Source organism: Bradyrhizobium sp. Ce-3 (genome assembly GCF_022835695.1).
Taxonomy (GTDB): Bacteria; Pseudomonadota; Alphaproteobacteria; order Rhizobiales; family Xanthobacteraceae; genus Bradyrhizobium.
In genome coordinates this window covers 45,984-61,660 of sequence record NZ_BQUV01000003.1, presented here as the reverse complement: position 1 = coordinate 61,660, position 15,677 = coordinate 45,984, and the positions used below count along the sequence as shown (strand labels likewise).

Annotated in this window: 18 protein-coding genes and 1 pseudogene; 5 read left to right on the top strand and 14 right to left on the bottom strand. The window is 64.0% G+C overall.

The genetic code is table 11. The features are described from left to right. Positions 1-7 precede the first annotated feature (7 nt). Complete coding sequence (locus BRSPCE3_RS11365; protein ID WP_244065908.1) at positions 8-790, bottom strand: dienelactone hydrolase family protein; 783 nt, start codon at positions 788-790, stop codon at positions 8-10. 435 nt (positions 791-1,225) lie between these two features. Here BRSPCE3_RS11365 and BRSPCE3_RS11360 point away from each other — a divergent pair, with 435 nt between their 5' ends. The 3 genes from BRSPCE3_RS11360 to BRSPCE3_RS11350 all read left to right on the top strand — a co-directional run bounded on the left by BRSPCE3_RS11360 (position 1,226) and on the right by BRSPCE3_RS11350 (position 2,702). Beyond that, the gene (locus BRSPCE3_RS11360; RefSeq protein WP_244065907.1) at positions 1,226-1,930 is read left to right on the top strand and encodes a helix-turn-helix domain-containing protein; all 705 of its coding nucleotides are present in this window, start codon (positions 1,226-1,228) and stop codon (positions 1,928-1,930) included. Positions 1,931-2,141: 211 nt separating this feature from the next. After that, positions 2,142-2,480 carry a hypothetical protein gene (locus BRSPCE3_RS11355; protein WP_244065906.1) on the top strand — a complete coding sequence of 113 codons (339 nt, stop codon included), beginning with the start codon at positions 2,142-2,144 and terminating at the stop codon, positions 2,478-2,480. Continuing rightward, a complete protein-coding gene (locus tag BRSPCE3_RS11350; protein WP_244065905.1) occupies positions 2,481-2,702 on the top strand; it encodes a hypothetical protein in 222 nt (73 codons plus the stop codon). A 33-nt stretch (positions 2,703-2,735) separates the two neighbouring features. On the opposite strand, the gene BRSPCE3_RS11345 is transcribed toward BRSPCE3_RS11350, so the two are convergent. After that, positions 2,736-3,734, bottom strand: coding sequence for a L,D-transpeptidase family protein (locus BRSPCE3_RS11345; RefSeq protein WP_244065904.1), 999 nt, complete (start codon positions 3,732-3,734; stop codon positions 2,736-2,738). 152 nt (positions 3,735-3,886) lie between these two features. Between BRSPCE3_RS11345 and BRSPCE3_RS11340 the strand changes: the two genes are divergently transcribed. Continuing rightward, entirely contained in the window at positions 3,887-4,633 is a 747-nt protein-coding gene (locus BRSPCE3_RS11340; protein ID WP_244065903.1) for a Crp/Fnr family transcriptional regulator, read from the top strand. Positions 4,634-4,977: 344 nt separating this feature from the next. Here the strand turns inward: BRSPCE3_RS11340 and BRSPCE3_RS11335 are convergent, their stop codons facing one another. From BRSPCE3_RS11335 to BRSPCE3_RS11280, 12 genes and pseudogenes are all read right to left on the bottom strand, one after another. Next, a complete protein-coding gene (locus BRSPCE3_RS11335) occupies positions 4,978-5,226 on the bottom strand; it encodes a hypothetical protein (RefSeq protein WP_244065902.1) in 249 nt (82 codons plus the stop codon). A gap of 115 nt (positions 5,227-5,341) precedes the next feature. Beyond that, positions 5,342-6,376 carry an ATP-grasp domain-containing protein gene (locus BRSPCE3_RS11330; RefSeq protein WP_244065901.1) on the bottom strand — a complete coding sequence of 345 codons (1,035 nt, stop codon included), beginning with the start codon at positions 6,374-6,376 and terminating at the stop codon, positions 5,342-5,344. Next, the gene (locus tag BRSPCE3_RS11325) at positions 6,373-7,356 is read right to left on the bottom strand and encodes a putative zinc-binding metallopeptidase (protein ID WP_244065900.1); all 984 of its coding nucleotides are present in this window, start codon (positions 7,354-7,356) and stop codon (positions 6,373-6,375) included. Before BRSPCE3_RS11325 ends, BRSPCE3_RS11330 begins: the two co-directional genes overlap by 4 nt. A 151-nt stretch (positions 7,357-7,507) precedes the next feature. Further along, positions 7,508-7,883 (bottom strand): annotated as a pseudogene (locus BRSPCE3_RS11320) (hypothetical protein). A 67-nt stretch (positions 7,884-7,950) separates the two neighbouring features. Next, on the bottom strand, positions 7,951-9,231 hold the full coding sequence (locus BRSPCE3_RS11315) for an RNA polymerase sigma factor (protein ID WP_244065899.1): 1,281 nt from the start codon (positions 9,229-9,231) through the stop codon (positions 7,951-7,953). Positions 9,232-9,262: 31 nt separating this feature from the next. Next, on the bottom strand, positions 9,263-9,613 hold the full coding sequence (locus BRSPCE3_RS11310) for a YciI family protein (RefSeq protein WP_244065898.1): 351 nt from the start codon (positions 9,611-9,613) through the stop codon (positions 9,263-9,265). Positions 9,614-9,631: 18 nt separating this feature from the next. Next, entirely contained in the window at positions 9,632-10,003 is a 372-nt protein-coding gene (locus BRSPCE3_RS11305; RefSeq protein WP_244065897.1) for a YciI family protein, read from the bottom strand. A gap of 289 nt (positions 10,004-10,292) precedes the next feature. Beyond that, positions 10,293-10,988 carry an AprI/Inh family metalloprotease inhibitor gene (locus BRSPCE3_RS11300; protein WP_244065896.1) on the bottom strand — a complete coding sequence of 232 codons (696 nt, stop codon included), beginning with the start codon at positions 10,986-10,988 and terminating at the stop codon, positions 10,293-10,295. Next, a complete protein-coding gene (locus BRSPCE3_RS11295) occupies positions 10,988-11,971 on the bottom strand; it encodes a 2-hydroxyacid dehydrogenase (protein WP_244065895.1) in 984 nt (327 codons plus the stop codon). Before BRSPCE3_RS11295 ends, BRSPCE3_RS11300 begins: the two co-directional genes overlap by 1 nt. Beyond that, positions 11,971-12,759 carry an ABC transporter permease gene (locus tag BRSPCE3_RS11290; RefSeq protein ID WP_244065894.1) on the bottom strand — a complete coding sequence of 263 codons (789 nt, stop codon included), beginning with the start codon at positions 12,757-12,759 and terminating at the stop codon, positions 11,971-11,973. Before BRSPCE3_RS11290 ends, BRSPCE3_RS11295 begins: the two co-directional genes overlap by 1 nt. Continuing rightward, a complete protein-coding gene (locus BRSPCE3_RS11285) occupies positions 12,756-13,559 on the bottom strand; it encodes an ABC transporter ATP-binding protein (protein ID WP_244065893.1) in 804 nt (267 codons plus the stop codon). Before BRSPCE3_RS11285 ends, BRSPCE3_RS11290 begins: the two co-directional genes overlap by 4 nt. 16 nt (positions 13,560-13,575) lie before the next feature. Next, complete coding sequence (locus tag BRSPCE3_RS11280) at positions 13,576-14,607, bottom strand: ABC transporter substrate-binding protein (RefSeq protein ID WP_244065892.1); 1,032 nt, start codon at positions 14,605-14,607, stop codon at positions 13,576-13,578. A 145-nt stretch (positions 14,608-14,752) separates the two neighbouring features. Here BRSPCE3_RS11280 and BRSPCE3_RS11275 point away from each other — a divergent pair, with 145 nt between their 5' ends. Then, the gene (locus BRSPCE3_RS11275; RefSeq protein ID WP_244065891.1) at positions 14,753-15,559 is read left to right on the top strand and encodes a creatininase family protein; all 807 of its coding nucleotides are present in this window, start codon (positions 14,753-14,755) and stop codon (positions 15,557-15,559) included. Positions 15,560-15,677 lie beyond the last annotated feature (118 nt).

Below are 15,677 nucleotides of genomic sequence, written 5' to 3'. Positions count from 1 at the left end.
CTTTTGCTTATTTCTTGAGGTTTGCGGCAAACAGCCTGGCCGCTTCGGCCTTCGCTTCCTGATCGGCCTTGGCGTCGTATCTGAGCGGCAGATTGAACTTCTTGCCGAGCTCGGTGGCTTCCGGGTTGGTGAACGCGTGCACCGCGCCGGGATACTCGACGATCCGATAGTCGGCCTTCGCGGCGTCGAAATCCTTCTTCAGCGCATCATACTGCTCGCGCTTCACGAACGGGTCGTCGGCGCCGTTCAGGATCAGGATCTTCGCCTTGACGGTACCCGGCGCCGGAGCGGGGGTGTTGAGACCGAGCGAGGCGTGGAAGCCCGCGACGGCGGCGAGATCGGCGCCGGTGCGCGCCATGTTCAGCACCACCGCGCCGCCGAAGCAGTAACCAACGGCGCCGATCCGCTGCGGATTGACCGCGGCCTGCTTGGCGAGTTGCTCGCGCGCGGCGTTGAAGCGCTGTTCCATCACCTTCGGGTCCTTCATCACCGACCCCGCCAGCGCGCCGGCGTCCTTCGGGTTGTCGGCGGTCTTGGCGTCGCCGTACATATCCGCGATGAACGCGACGTAGCCCTGCTCCGCGAACTTCCGCGCCTCGTCGTGAATATGCTTGGTGATGCCCCACCATTCATGCACCATAACGATGCCGGGCCGCTTGGCCTGGGTGGCGTCGTCATAGACCACGAAGCCCTTCATCGTGGTCTCGCCGTCGGTGTAGGTGACCGGCTCCTCCTTGACCGCCGCGTGTGCGCTCGCAACCATTGCGAGGGCGCAAAGCGCTCCCATCATGTTCGTTCTTCTTGTTCGCATGCTGACCTCCCGCGGGTTTACGCGAGATACTGGCATACCAAAGTTTCCCATGCCAGAGCGTGAAATCATCACTTCTGCCTTGCGGGGTTGCGCCGGCTGTTGAGGTGCTCGCCAAACCGGGCGTTGGCGGCTGCGCGGAAACGATCCGAAATCTTCCTGATGAAGGCTGGGGGTCAGAGCCCCATCTGGCTCTTATCTCTGCAACGCGTCCGATCGCTTGACCGGCGCATCGGGGACGCACCTTGTGCAAACCTGTCGATGTCGGTGGCACCAACTCGCGATGCCGGCCACTCGGCACTTGCAAATCGATTTGCAAGTCAGCCAAATCGCGACGAGTCGATGCCGGCTCGAGCCACGACGAGAAGAAGCGCAAGAGTGCATTCGCAGGTCAACGGAGCGTTGAGGCCAAGCACAATGCGGAAGCCGACCAAGGGAAGCGCAATCGATCAACTCGAGTATGAGCGCCTCTCGCTCTCGTTCAAGGCGATGGGTGTCGGCCTCTGGGACTACGATATCGATGCCGACATTCTGTTCTGCAACGAGCGCTGGTACGAGATCTTGGGCCTGGCTCAGGCGACACACCCGATCACTTCGATCGAAGCCTTCAAACCCTATATTCATCCCGACGATCTGGAGATCGCGACAAGAATCGATGACGCCGAAGTATCTGAGCTGCTGGCGAAAAATGAACACTACCGGGTCGAGTTCAGGATTGTGCGTCCGTCCGGAGAGATCCGCTGGCTCCGCTCGGTCGCCTGTCTGATCCGGGATTCCTCCAGCCATCACCGCCGCGCGATCGGCTGCGTGACCGACATTACCGAGTTTCGCACGCCCGAAGCCGGGCAGGCCTCGCAATCGTCCGAGGCTCAGAAAGAACCGGCCCCCACTCGAAACGCCGTGACCGTTACCGGCAGCGGAGGTGGAGAAATCGAGCTCACCGACAAGGAACGGGAGTGCTTGAGATGGGTCAGCGCTGGCAAGACCGCTGCAGAAACCGCAGCAACTATAGGCAGAAGCGCCAGAACAGTTGAATTCCATCTGCGCAACGCAACGCGCAAGCTGAATGCGACGAACAAGGTGCACGCCGCGACCATCGCCATTCGTCTGAACTTGCTCTAGCAGCAACACCAACCGCGTGACGGGTTCAAAACTAGTAAAGTTACGAGGTGAATTGCGCAGGCGAGCGATTAAGCTTGCGACGGTGTTTCCGATTCTGCGAACGGCTTCGAGCCTTTCTCTTGAAATCGATTGCGACCCGGCGTTCGGGATATAGGCCGATGCAGAGCATTGCCGTGGCGTTATGCTCCGTTGCCAGCGAGGTCCACTCTGAATGGGACGCATCATCGACCTCCAGCAGTTCCGCAATCGCATCGGTGACGTCGGGGAAAGCGAAGCATCAGGACGCCAATCGAAAGCAGACCCCGCTGCCGCCCTTTCAGCCTGCCGGGCGGTGCGGCGTCAGATCGGCACGATCCTCGAAATCACGGTCGCGATCGAAGAGCTGATCGAGCGGCACGCTGCCGCTGGGTCCCGGCAAGGGCTGCTCGAAAGACTGTGGGTGTCGCGCCAGGATTTCATCACGGCATTCGAGAAGGCATCGGCGACGATCGAGGTGCTGTCGAAGGTGACCTTCACCGCTCATCAAGCAACGACGCCAGCGGACGATTGAATGCTCGGCCGCCCCGACGACAAGGACGCACTGAGGCTCGCATTGGCGTTCTACTGCATCATGGAGCCGGACAAGCGCGCCATCATTCTCGAGCTCGCCGAGCAATTTGCCCGTTCGTCGCAAGCGGTCGAAGGCTGCGTGCACTTTCTGTTGCTGGACGATGCCATGCCCTCCGCCGAACCCGTAGCGCGATGCTCGCTGTGCCGCAAACGTCCGACGTAGATCCAATCCCGCGCCGGCTCCGCGCCGATCACGCTAGCGCGTGCCGTCCACGAAGCTGACCGGCGTCCCCTTCGCGACGCCGGCCGCGACGCGCTGCGCGTCCCAGTTGGTAAGCCGGACGCAGCCATGCGACTCCGCCTTGGAGACCTTGCCGGGATCTGGCGTGCCGTGGATGCCATAGCCTTCCGCCGACAGGTTGATCCACACCGCGCCAACCGGATTGTTCGGGCCGGGCCTGATCGTGAACGGCTTGCTCGATTTGACGCCCTTGAACTTGTATTTCGGATTGTAACGATAGGTCGGGTCCTTGTTGACCGCCGTCACCTTCAGCGTGCCGCTCGGCGTCGGCTTCTCCGCGCTGCCGACCGTTGCAGGATAGACGGCGACGAGCTTCCCCGCGGCATCGAATGTGCTGAGCGTCTGTCGCGTCTTGTCGACCTCCACGCGCGCGACCGGCACCGGGCTCGCGACGCCGAGCACATTCGCAACCGCAATGGTCTCGCCGGCCCTGTCGAACTTTCGTCCGGGATTGAGCGCTTGCAACAGCGTCTCACTCATGTGGAATTTCTCGGCGAGCGCTTCCCGCGGACTGGTGTAGTTCAGCGCCGGCAGGCTCTTCATGCTTTCCATCTTTGCAGGCAGCTTCGTCAGGAACGGGCCTTTCACGTCGGCATCGGCGATCGTGTAGGTGACGATTGCGGCACCTTCGCTGGCAGCGGCGAGCCTGTCCCAGATATCCGCCGTCACCGCCTTGTCGAAGGATAATCCATTCACCTTGGCAAACGCCGCGAGCGCCTTCTGCGCGTTCTCGCCAAGCTTGCCATCGATCTCGCCGGGAGAGAAATGCGCGCGGTCGAGCAGGATCTCGAGCCTGACGATGGAAGCGCTGACCTGGTGACGGTCAGGCAATTTTGCCGAAGGCGCGGCCGCGTCATTGATCGCGGCGGCATCGAGTCCGGCGGCCATCGCCGGCGCGACCGGCGCAAGCAGAACTGCAATGGCAAAACGTGCAGCGGAAAACGGGCGGAACATCGCGGATCCCAACGTCACTACCTTCCGTCAAGCTCCGGAAAGCGCCGAAGTTCCAATGTGGATAGCGGCAACGTTCCGCGCTGGAACCGCCGATATCGTAGCTTCGCTCGTCAAGGCCCGCGCGGGCGTCGAACTGGGCCGCGTCACGACGGGTGCACCGCCGCAAGCGCGCGCCAGCCAGATTTCCGCTGAGGGAAATCAACTCATCGGTGTATGTTGCTCGCCGTTTTCAGATCGGTTTGCTTGCAATTCATTTTTCAGTGAGTGCTATCATGACATTCATCGATGGCCTGGGTTATCTGGCGTCGGCGCTTGTGTTGCTGACGTTCTGCATGAGCACGATGTTGAGCCTGCGCGCTGTCGCGATATTCAGCAATCTGGCATTCATCAGCTATGGATTGGGCGACCGGATCTACCCGGTGCTCTTCCTGCATATCATTCTGCTGCCGCTGAACGTGGTATTGCTGTTCCAGATGGTTCGGCTGCTTCGGAAAGCGAAGCGTGCTGCAGCGACGGACCTTTCTCCGAACTGGCTGCAACCGTTCATGCGGCCGAAACACGTCAAGGCGGGAGAAACGATCTTCCGGAAGGGCGACGCCGCGGACCTGCTCTACATGGTCGTGTCCGGCGAGGTCAGGTTTCCCGAGATCGATCGCGGCGTCTCGGCCGGTGAATTGTTCGGCGAGATCGGACTGTTCTCGCTCGAGCGCCGCCGCACGCAGACGGCGATCGCAGCGACCGACGTGGATCTGCTGTGGATCAGCGACGGCGCGCTGCGAAAGCTGTGCGAGCGCAATCCGGGACTGTCGCTGTATTTCCTGCGCCTGACCGCGACCCGGATGACGGAGAACGCAGCCCGCGCCATCGGGGTTGGCGCGGCGACGCCGAATCCAGCATGACGCCGCGGCGTTGCGTGGCTTGCCGGCGCTACGGCGCCGACGACGCCGCAAGGCTCGGCAGCGGCGCGAACTGCATCTCTGCAACGGCCGAGCCGGCGTATGCACTGGCGATCAGGATCATGACTCGAATGGCGACGAACATGGTGCCTCCTCAGTCTTTTTCTTGCTCCCTCAATGCCAGAGAGTTCTTTCCCGCCGGTGAGGAAAGCTGGTTGCCGCAACCTTGAAGGCATTGGTAAGCGAGCCGTTTACCTGAAGCCCGTTCATCAGTTGGGAACCGTATCGGCCGATCGGCCGCAGCGCTAAACGCGCGGTTCACCGTCGCCGGGCATTGTTCGCCTCAATCAAGAAGGCGCAATCACAATGCCGATTTTCAGGACGATCCTTGTTGTCGTATCGATTTTTCTTGCTGTTTTGTACGTTGAGGACGCCTGCCGCAGCGACGGCGGCTCGATGCCGGCTTCGGTAAACGAAATCCTTGCCCGGCGATGGCCGGAACCGGATGAGTTTCGTGCCACGGCGGCCGCCGTTTCCGCGACGGCCGCCAACGCCACGCCGGCGGCGCGCGTTAGGGAAACGTTTGCGATGTTCATCCCCAGGGATCCGCGACGCCATTCGATGCAGCGCAGTCTCTAAAGCGTTTTCGAGCGAAGTGGGCACCGGTTCGCGTGAAGAAAACGCGTCAGAACAAGAAACCTAAAGCTCCCCTCAACCCAACGACACGCCGGCCTTGGCGCGGTTGATTCCGAGCGTCACGATGCGATGCAGCAGATCCGGATAATTCAGTCCGTCATGGCCCGCGGCGGTCGCGAACTCCTGGCTCTTGGCGATTTCGGGATTCGGATTGGCTTCGATGAAATACGGCACCCCGTTGGTGGACAGACGGAAGTCGATGCGCGCATAGCCGTCGAGCCCCAGGGTGCGGTAGATGCGTTTCGCCAGCCGCTGGATGTGCGCGGATAATTCCGGCGTCAAATCCTCGGCCGGCCCATCCACGATTCCGACCCGCTCCTGATAGCTGGTGTCGTGCTTGACCTTTTCGGTGGCGATCTGCCGCGCGGCGGGGCCGCCCATGCTGCCGAACTTCAGCTCCCACACCGGCAGCACCCGCAGCCTGTTGTTGCCGATCACGCCGACATAGAGCTCGCGTCCCTCGATGAACTGCTCGGCGATCGCGGCGGTGCCGATCCGCTCATGGATGAAGGCGACGCGCTCCGCGAGCTTCTCGTCGGTATCGACGATGGATGCCTGCGAGATGCCGAGCGAGCCATCGCTGCTCAGGCTCTTGACGATCAACGGCAACTCGAGACGCGGCGGCCGCTTGACCTTGCGGCGCATCGGGAACACCGCGAAAGCGGGCACCGGGATCCGGCGATGATGCACCAGCGTCTTGGACAGATCCTTGCCGCGCGCCAGGATCAGGCCGCGTGGATTGCACCCGGTATAGGCGATCTTCATCAGTTCGAGATAGCTCGCGATGTGCTGGTCGTAGACGACGTCGTAGTGGAACTCCTCCAGCAGGGTGAACACGATGTGCGGCTTGAAGCCCTCGATCTCGTCGCGCACCGGCTTGATCTCCTCCTGCACGCCGAGCGGACGCACCTCGTGGCCGGCCGCGCGCAGGGTACTCACGACGTCGTACTCGGTTTTCCATTCGTTGATTTCCCGCGCGGAGTATCCATCGCTGGAATCAGGCGGCACACAATCGGGATGCATCAGCACCAGAATGCGAAGGTGTTTCATAGCGCGATCCATTTCCGGCGCGAGGGGCCGAACAGCGCGTGCATGGTCTTGGCGGTCAGCAGAATGATGAAGTTGGTCACGAGCTTCTGCTCGGGGCCGACAGCACGCAGATTGAGCTCGCGGCAGCGCGAGATCATGTTGTCAAGCACGGCATCGAGCGTCAATTGGTTCTCACCGGTCCAGCGCGCGACCAGCTGCCTGACCTGGGCGCGGTGCCGCCTGATGAAGGACGCCGCCGGCGGATGCCGGTGATGGCGCGGATCGGCCGAGAACAGCTTGGACAGATCGCGGTCGTAAGTCTTCGGCGGCGTGAAGGCGTAGAACGCCTGCTTCTTCTTGTAATGCTCGCCGAGCGTCTGCTTCAGCGTATGCAGCGGGTCGACGCGTTCGCGCGTCATCAGCGGCGGCCGCTTGCCGGCAATCTCGCCCATCAGCTCGTCGACATATTCGAGCTTCCGCAGCGCCGGCCAGCCGGCATAGCGCGTCCGCCAGTTCGACCGCGGCCGCAGCCACACCGCAAAGGTCTCGGCGAAATCCTCGTCCGGATGGCTCTGCGCGTACCACAACCGGAGATGCTGGACATAATTCCGGCTGGCCGGATTGGGCCGGTAGTAGCGCGGATAATGCTTCGACGACGGACCGAACAGCTGCTGCCAGCGCCGGCGACGCTGCAGCTGATAGCCGTGCTGCACGGCGTGGCCGGCCTCATGACGGAGAATCGCCATGCACTCGGACCAGGTGCCACCCTCGACGTCGAGCATCATCTTCTTCTCGAGCTTCATCAGCCGGGGATGGGCGAGATAGAAGGGAATCGCGATACCAGGCACATCCGCCGGGCTGAACCATTCGCTCGATATCCAGGTGTGCGGCCGTAGCCTGAGGCCGCGCTCCTCCATCTCCTCATGCAGGGTGGCGACGCAATCCGCGAGCCAGGTGTCCTCAACTCCAACCCGCAGACTGCTGAGACGTTGCTCGAGCAATTGCTCATCCGACAGCTCTTCCCAGGCAAATTTCCGGCGCGGCATAGGGGTCCAAAAACCATGACAATTCAGAACGTTGAATGTTGTCATAGATCGGTTGGGGCTGGCAACACGCGCCGCCCCTTCGCAGCCCGTCGGCCCGGGTGGCAGGCTAAGGCCTGACCCAACGCTGCACGGCGGCAGCGGTGTCGGCCGGGGTGGTGTTGAAGCAGACCGGGGCACCGGGGGCGAGCCGGTGCACCAAATTGAGGATCGTCTCGAACAGCAGCAGCCGCTCCGCCGGTTCGCGCAGCCCGGCGCCGATCACGACGCAATCATAGCGGCGCGTTGAGGGCCGCCGCCGTCACCGCTTCCGCCGTCTCGCCTGTATCGATCAGGCAGCTCTCGACGTCGTAGCCCAGCATCCGCAGGCCTTCGATCTGCGCGTCGATATAGCTGCGGACGAGTTCGGGCGTGAACTGCGGCATGACGGACAGATCGACGAAGGTGGGGTCGAGCCCGATCGCCAGCACGGATGGCTTTGTCATGGTCGCTCCCAATTCAGTACATCTTGGGCCGAACCTGCCAGAGATTTGAGTCGAATTCGCGGAGCCGTCAGTGACGGCCCTGTTCCTGCGCAGCGCGCGCCGCGACCGCAGCACGCCGCTTGAGAAACTCGCGCTCGCGCGCATTGCCGGCCAATGCGGCGGCGGCCTCGAACGCAGCGTGCGCCTCGGCGAACCGGCTCAGCCGGTGCAACAGATCGCCGCGCACGCTTGGCAGCAGATGATAGGACTGCAGCGCCGGTTCATCCGCGAGACCATCGACGATCGCAAGCGCCGCCTGCGGCCCCTCGGCCATGCCGATCGCAACCGCGCGGTTGAGCTCGATCACCGGCGAATCCAGCAGCTCGGCGAGATCGCCGTAGAGCGCGGCGATGCGGCCCCAGTCGGTCACCTCGGGCGTACCAGCCTCGGCGTGGCAGGCGGCGATCGCGGCCTGCAGCACATAGAAGCCGCCGGCGCCGCCGAGCTCGCGGGCGCGCGCCAGCGCGAGCTGGCCGCGGCGGATCTGCAGGCGGTCCCACAGCGCCCGGTTCTGCTCCATCAGCAGGATCGGCTCGCCGGCCGCATCGGTGCGCGCCGCCATCCGCGAGGCGTTGAACTCCATCAGCGCCAGCAGCCCGTGCACCTCCGGTTCCGATGGCGCGATCGAGCTCAGCACGCGCCCCATGCGCAGCGCCTCGTTGCAGAGCTGCGGCCGCAGCCATTCGTCGCCGCTTGCTGCGGTATAGCCCTCGTTGAAGATCAAATAGACGACCTCGAGCACCGAGGCGAGCCGCTCGGACAGCTCCCCGCCGCGCGGCGTCTCATAGGCGAGGCCGGATTCCGACAGCGTGCGCTTGGCGCGCACGATGCGCTGGGCGATGGTCGCCTCCGCTTGCAGGAAGGCGCGCGCGATCTCCTCGGTGGTGAGGCCGCAGATCATCCGCAGCGCCAGCGCGGCGCGCGCCTCGCGCGACAGAAGCGGATGGCAGGCGGTGAAGATCAGCCGCAGCAATTCGTCGCCGATATCGTCGTCGAGCGCGGAATCGAAATCGGGCATGGTGTCCTGCTCCCGCGCCAGATCATGCGCCAGCATGCCGTGCTTTTCGGTCAGCATACGGTTGCGCCTGATCTGATCGAGCGCCCGCCGCTTGGCGGTTGCCATCAGCCAGGCGCCGGGCTTTTCCGGCACGCCGGTGAGCGGCCAGTGCTCGAGCGCGGCGATCAGGGCCTCCTGGGTCAGATCCTCGGCGAGCGGCACATCGCGCAGCATCCGCGACAGGCTGGTGATCAGCCGCGGCTGCTCGATGCGCCAGACACCGAGGATGGTGCGCTTGACGTCGTCGGTCACGGCGGCCACCGGCAGGCGACCGAGGCGACGGTCAACAGTCCATGAAGGGACGAACCTCGCATGACAGTTCCCAATCCGGCATATGGTCGAGATGAAGCTGCATGAACTCGACGGCGCGCGCCACCGCCTCCTCCTTGTCCTTCAGCTCGAACACGGCATAGCCGCCGACCACCTCCTTGGCCTCCATGAAGGGGCCGTCGGTGACGGTGAGCTTGCGGTCCTTGATCTTCACCTCCGCGCCCGCGGTGCGCGGCAACAGCGCGCCGGTATCGAGCATGCGGCCGGCCGCGACCTCGCGTTCGGCGAGCTTGCCGATCGCCTCCCTCAGCGCAGGATTGGGCAGCATCGGCTTCTCGGCCACCAGGACGTACATGAAGCGCATCGGGCGTCCTCCTCTCGCCTACTCGGGACACTGGCCGGCAAAGCCGGCGAAGGCGCGGACCTCGCAGGTGCCCTCCCAGCCCGGCATGTGGTCCTTGTGCAGCTGCATGAACTCGACCGCGAGCGCGACGGCTTCCTCCTTGCTGCGCAACTCGGAGATGGCGTAGCCGCCGATCACTTCCTTGGCCTCGATGAACGGGCCGTCGACGACGCTGAGCTTGCCGTCGGCAACCCGAACCTGCGCGCCGGTGGTGAGCGGCATCAGGCCGGCATTGTCGATCATGCGGCCGGCCTTGATCTCGCGGTCGGCAAGCCTGTGCATGGCCTCCAGCAGTTCCGGAGTCGGCTGCTGCTGCGGCTGGGACGAGGTGACGATCGACATAAAGCGCATGAAACTGCTCCTGTTTGCGGCAAGCCGCGGGAAAATCACGGTGAAATCGGCTCGCTATGGGGAACGACGATCCGTGGCGGGCAGGATCGACATGGGGGAGGGAATTATTTCTGGGCGAAAGAGAACACCTGGACTCGGTGCCCTTCTCCTTCCCCCTGAAAGGGGGAAGGTCGGGATGGGGGTCAGCCGCAGACACAGCTGCAAGCGGATAGAGCCGATCCCCACCCGCTTTGCTCTACGAGCAAAGCGACCTCCCTTTTTCAAGGGGAGGTTCAGACGCGCGCTGCCCCTATTGCTCCCGCAGCATGATCAGCGGGTCGGCGCTGTCGGGGACGCGGCGCCACTGGGCGTTGTCGTCGGCCTCGAACTGCCAGGTCTCGCCCTTGGGCGACATCAGGATCATCTGGCCGTGATCGAGCCGCCACAGCGTCGGGTTGAAGGCCGCGACCGCCGGGTCGCATTTGCCTTTGACGAACACCTGGAAATTGTCGTTGCCGGCCTCGGTGTTGGTCAGCACCAGGGCACAGATCACCTGGCCGTTGCCGCGAACCATCGACCAGTCGCCGATCATCTGGTCCATCGACTTCGCGAGCGAGCGGGCGGCCGCGAGATTCTGCAGGATGTAGACGCCCTCGTTGGTGCGCATGCCTTCGAAGATGCCGGTCTCGACCTCGGTGAAATCGATCACCGCCTCGCCGGCGGCGTTGTGCAGCCGCACGATGTCGCCGAGGCCCTTGATGCTCCAGCCCGCGACGTCCTTGGTGAAGGGCAGCGCGGCGGCGCAGGCCGGCTCGAGCTCGAGCTTGAAGCCTTGCGGCGTCGCGTCGCTCTTCAGCGTCACGACGCAGGTCTTGCTGCGCTCGGTGGTGGCGAGCTCCCACTGCCCGATCATGTCCTTCTGCAACGTCTTGACGTCCTGCGCGACTGCCGGACCGCATGCGGCCAGCAGCACAAGCAGGACGACGTTGCAGCGGGACAAGGACATCAGCGATCCTTGACGGGCGTTTCGGCAACCGGCGTCAGCGGCGGCTTGCCGGCGAACCAGTTCTTGATGTTGTCGACCACGAGCTGGTCCATCGCGTTGCGCGTCACCACCGAAGCCGAACCGATATGCGGCAGCAGCACGACGTTCTGCATCGCCTTCAATTCGTCCGGCACATTCGGCTCGGCCGCGAACACGTCGAGGCCGGCGGCCAGGATGGTGCCGGATTTCAGCGCCGCGACCAGCGCCGGCTCGTCGACCACGGAGCCGCGCGCGACATTGATCAGCACGCCGCGCGGGCCGAGCGCCTTCAAGACGTCGGCGTTGATCATCTTCGCGGTCGAGGCGCCGCCCGGCACGATGACAATCAGCGTGTCAACCGCCTTCGCCATCTCGATCAGATCAGGATAGTGCTTGTAGGCGACGTCCTTGGACGGATTGCGCGAGTGATAGGACACCGGCACCCGCGAGGCCTCGAGCCGCCGCCCGATCGCCTGGCCGATCCGGCCCATGCCGACGATGCCGATCTTGCGGTCGCGCAGCGAGCCGACGCTGAGCGGATAATTCTGGGTCTGCCACAGGCCGGAGCGCACATAGCGGTCGGCCTTGACGAATTCGCGCAGCGTCGAGATCAACAGGCCCATCGCGACGTCGGCGACTTCCTCGGTCAGCACGTCGGGCGTGTGGGTGACCACGATATTGTGATCGCGCGCGTAGGCGGAATCGACATGGTCGTAGCCGACGCCGAAGCTGCCGACGATCTCGAGCTTGGGAAACATCGCCATCGCCGTCTTGTCGGTCGCCATCGTGTGATAGGTGACGGCGATGCCGCGGATCTTGGCCATGGTATCGGGCGTCAGGCGCTCGAGGTCGCCGCGGCTCTCGGCCCGGTGCAGCACATACTGGTCGGAAAAGCCGTTTTCGAGGATTGGCCGGATCGGTCCATAGATCAGGAGATCGATCTTTTCGGAAGAAATCGGGGCCATCAATTGTCCTTTCCTAACGCGCTTTCATGCCAACGGCGCAACAAGAGGTGCGAAACTAGCGCCAGCACCCCATAGATGACAATCCCGGCGAGCGATAGCAGCAGAAGTGCTGCGAACATGCGGGGAATATTCAGCCGGTAGCCTGATTCAGCGATCCGGAAGGCAAGGCCCGAGCCGGCGCCGGCGCTGCCGGCCGCGATCTCCGCGACCACGGCGCCGATCAGCGACAGCCCGCCAGCAATGCGCAGGCCGCCGAGGATGTAGGGCAGCGCGGCGGGCAGCTTCAGGAACAGCAATGTCTGCAGCTTCGAGGCGCCATAAAGTTGAAACAATCCGGCGAGGTTGCGATCGACCGAGCTGAGACCAAGCGTGGTGTTCGACAGCACCGGAAAGAACGCCACGATCCAGGCGCAGACGATCACGGCGGTTTGCTGCTGCAGATAGATCAAGAGCAGCGGCGCGATCGCGATCACGGGCGTCACCTGCAGCACCACGGCATAGGGAAACAGCGAATATTCCAGCCATTTCGACTGGTTGAACAACAGCGCCAGCACGACGCCGCCGACCGCGGCGGCAACGAAGCCTTCGAGCGTCGTCAACAGCGTGACCCCGAGCGATTGCAACAGCACCGGCCAGTCGGCAACCAGTGTCTTCAGCACCAGAAGCGGGCTCGGCAGCACATAGGGCTGGATGCCATAGGCGCGGACGATCGCTTCCCAGAGCACGAGGCCCGCGGCAAGCACCGCAACCGGCAACAGAAAGCGCACGAGATCCCGCGGAGACTTCATGCGCCGGCCTGCCCAGCATAGGACGGCGCCAGCGCGCCCGAGACCTCGCGGCAGAACGCGGCATATTCGGCCGAGGTGCGGAACTCCTCGCCGCGCGGCTCCGGCGAGGTGATGCGAAACTCGGCGCCGATCCGACCCGGGCGCGCCGTCATCACGATCACGCGCTCGGAGAGATAGACCGACTCGAACACCGAGTGCGTCACGAAGATGACGGTCTTGTGCAAGTTGCGCCACAGCGACAGCAGGTCGTTGTTGAGGCGAAAGCGCGTGATCTCGTCGAGCGCCGCGAACGGCTCGTCCATCAACAGGATATCTGGATCGGTGACCAGCGCGCGTGCCAGCGACACCCGCATCTTCATGCCGCCGGACAATTCGCGCGGATAGGCGGTCGCGAACTCCGCAAGCCCGACCTGGTCCAGTGCGGCCTCGATGCGCGCATCGGCGTCGGTCGCAGGCAGCCGGGCGAGCTTCAGCGGCAGACGGACATTCTCGCGCACCGTGGCCCACGGCATCAGGGTCGGCTCCTGAAACACGAAGCCGATCGGATGGCTGCCGCGGCCCGCGGCGCCGTGATGGGTAAGCTCGACGGTGCCGGCGCTCGGCGTGGCGAGGCCGGCAATCAGCCGCAGCGCAGTGGATTTGCCGCAGCCGGAGGGGCCGAGCAGCGAGACGAACTCGCCGCGCCTGACATCGAGATCGAGCGGCCCGAGCGCCGTCACGCCGCTGTCATAGGTCTTGCTGACGCCGCGCAGGCGCACGGCCGATCCGGCATCAGATCCAGACAAGGCAGGCTCCGCCATCGCGCATCCGCACCGGTCAGTTCTTCGGCCGCAGCTCGGCGCCGACTGCCTTGTTGACGAAGCGCAGCGTGTAGCCCTGGCGATAGTCGATGGTGCTCTTGACCACGCCGGCGCGCACCATCTTGTCGAAGAAGCTTGCCATCCGCTCGTCGGTCATGGCGCCGATGCCGTTCTTGATGGAATCGCCGGAATCGACGATGCCGTGCTCGCGCATCTTGGCGACACAATAGGCCAGCAGCTCGTCGTTCATGTCGGGGTTCAGCTTCTTGATCATCGCATTGCCGGCCGAGTTGTCGCCGTAGACATAGGTGTACCAGCCGACGATCGAGGCATCGACGAAGCGCTGCACCAGGTCGGGCTTCTTGTCGACCAGGTCGCGGCGGGTCTCGATCAGCGTCGAGTAGGAGTTGAAACCGTAATCGGCAATCAACAGGACGTTCGGCTTGAAGCCGGCCGCCTTCTCCACCGCAAAGGGCTCCGAGGTGACATAGCCCTGCATCGCGGTCTGCTTGTTCACGATGAAGGGCTGCGGGTTGAAGGTGTAGGGCTTCACCTTGTTCTCGTCGAAGCCGTATTCCGACTTCAGCCACTGGAAGTAGCTGGTGATGCCCTCTTTCGAGATCAGCAGGGTCAGCGGCTTCAGATCCTCGATCTTGGCAACCTTGGCCTCGGGGTGGGTGAGGAAGACCTGCGGGTCCTTCTGGAACATCGCGGCGACTGCGACCAGCGGCACGTTGTTGGTGACGGCATCGAAGGTCTGCAGCGAGTTCGCGCTCATGAAGAAGTCGAGCTTGCCCGCGATCAGCAGCATGCGGTTGTTCTCGTTGGGACCGCCGGGCACGATGGTGACGTCGAGGCCGTATTTCTTGTAGGTGCCGTCGGCCAGCGCCTGGAAGAACCCGCCATGCTCGCCCTCGGCGACCCAGTTGGTGCCGAACGAAACCCTGTCCAGAGTCTGCGCCCGTGCCGGGACAAGGGCCACGGCGAGGCCGAAGGCAGCGGCCAGCAGGCTCGTGGTTAACGCTCGCGGCAAAAAGGCCCGGATCATGGTTGGACTCCGTCTGATATTTTGGCCCATGATGGAAGGCGGGACACGTGGACCGCGCCCGGAGACGCGAACGCCCCGAATGATGTTAGACAAACTAGCCCGCAAATCCATCCAATGAAACGCTTGTATTGAGACAACCGGCCCGATGACTTCTCAGCTCCCGCCCCGTGACTGGACCGCCATCCACTGGCCCGACCTCGCCAAGGGGGCGGCGGCGCGCTGGATCGCGGTGCTGCCGCTCGCCGCGACCGAGCAGCACGGGCCGCATCTTCCGCTGGGAACCGACGTCATGATCGGCGAGGCCTATCTGGCGCGGGTGCGCGAGCTGCTGCCGGCGGCCATCCCGGCCACGTTCCTGCCATTACAGCCGGTCGGCATCTCCACCGAGCATATCGACTTTCCGGGCACGCTGACGCTGCCGACCAAGGTGGCGCTGAACAGCTGGATGGCGCTCGGCGAGAGCGTGGCGCGCGCCGGCATCAGGAAGCTCGTGATGGTGACGAGCCATGGCGGCAATTCCACCGCCATGCAGCTCGTCGCGCAGGACCTGCGCGCGCAGCACAAGATGCTGGCGGTGACCACGAGCTGGTCGCGCTTCGGAGCGCCGGACGGGCTGTTCGACGCTGACGAACTGCGCCACGGCATCCATGGCGGCGCGGTCGAGACCTCGATCATGCTGGCGAAATATCCGCAACACGTGCGCAAGGACGCGATCGCGGACTTCAAGCCGGCAAGCGTGCAGATCGAGAAGGATCACCGCCATCTGTCGACGCAACGGCCGGCGCCGTTCGCCTGGCAGGCGCAGGACCTCCATCCGAGCGGTGCGATCGGCGATGCGACCAAGGCCTCGGCCGAGAAGGGCGAGAAGCTGATCGAGCACGGTGCGCGCGCGTTCTGCGAGCTGCTCGCCGACGTCGACAGGTTCGATCCGGGCGCGTTTCGCGGCAGCTGACCGGAATTGCATCGTCCCGCGAGAGGCCGACGAAACAATTCACGAAACCATATTTCCGGCACCGCGTTCGAACCGGAACCGGGAAGCCTCCGTCCAACGGGCATGCGGACCACACCGG

What these genes read in the sequence shown, in the direction of transcription:
- BRSPCE3_RS11365 (WP_244065908.1), bottom strand. Translation starts at nt 790, where the DNA reads ATGATGGGAGCGCTTTGCGCCCTCGCAATGGTTGCGAGCGCACACGCG.
- BRSPCE3_RS11360 (WP_244065907.1), top strand. Translation starts at nt 1,226, where the DNA reads ATGCGGAAGCCGACCAAGGGAAGCGCAATCGATCAACTCGAGTATGAG.
- BRSPCE3_RS11355 (WP_244065906.1), top strand. Translation starts at nt 2,142, where the DNA reads ATGGGACGCATCATCGACCTCCAGCAGTTCCGCAATCGCATCGGTGAC.
- BRSPCE3_RS11350 (WP_244065905.1), top strand. Translation starts at nt 2,481, where the DNA reads ATGCTCGGCCGCCCCGACGACAAGGACGCACTGAGGCTCGCATTGGCG.
- BRSPCE3_RS11345 (WP_244065904.1), bottom strand. Translation starts at nt 3,734, where the DNA reads ATGTTCCGCCCGTTTTCCGCTGCACGTTTTGCCATTGCAGTTCTGCTT.
- BRSPCE3_RS11335 (WP_244065902.1), bottom strand. Translation starts at nt 5,226, where the DNA reads ATGAACATCGCAAACGTTTCCCTAACGCGCGCCGCCGGCGTGGCGTTG.
- BRSPCE3_RS11330 (WP_244065901.1), bottom strand. Translation starts at nt 6,376, where the DNA reads ATGAAACACCTTCGCATTCTGGTGCTGATGCATCCCGATTGTGTGCCG.
- BRSPCE3_RS11310 (WP_244065898.1), bottom strand. Translation starts at nt 9,613, where the DNA reads ATGCGCTTCATGTACGTCCTGGTGGCCGAGAAGCCGATGCTGCCCAAT.
- BRSPCE3_RS11305 (WP_244065897.1), bottom strand. Translation starts at nt 10,003, where the DNA reads ATGCGCTTTATGTCGATCGTCACCTCGTCCCAGCCGCAGCAGCAGCCG.
- BRSPCE3_RS11300 (WP_244065896.1), bottom strand. Translation starts at nt 10,988, where the DNA reads ATGTCCTTGTCCCGCTGCAACGTCGTCCTGCTTGTGCTGCTGGCCGCA.
- BRSPCE3_RS11295 (WP_244065895.1), bottom strand. Translation starts at nt 11,971, where the DNA reads ATGGCCCCGATTTCTTCCGAAAAGATCGATCTCCTGATCTATGGACCG.
- BRSPCE3_RS11290 (WP_244065894.1), bottom strand. Translation starts at nt 12,759, where the DNA reads ATGAAGTCTCCGCGGGATCTCGTGCGCTTTCTGTTGCCGGTTGCGGTG.
- BRSPCE3_RS11285 (WP_244065893.1), bottom strand. Translation starts at nt 13,559, where the DNA reads ATGGCGGAGCCTGCCTTGTCTGGATCTGATGCCGGATCGGCCGTGCGC.
- BRSPCE3_RS11280 (WP_244065892.1), bottom strand. Translation starts at nt 14,607, where the DNA reads ATGATCCGGGCCTTTTTGCCGCGAGCGTTAACCACGAGCCTGCTGGCC.
- BRSPCE3_RS11275 (WP_244065891.1), top strand. Translation starts at nt 14,753, where the DNA reads ATGACTTCTCAGCTCCCGCCCCGTGACTGGACCGCCATCCACTGGCCC.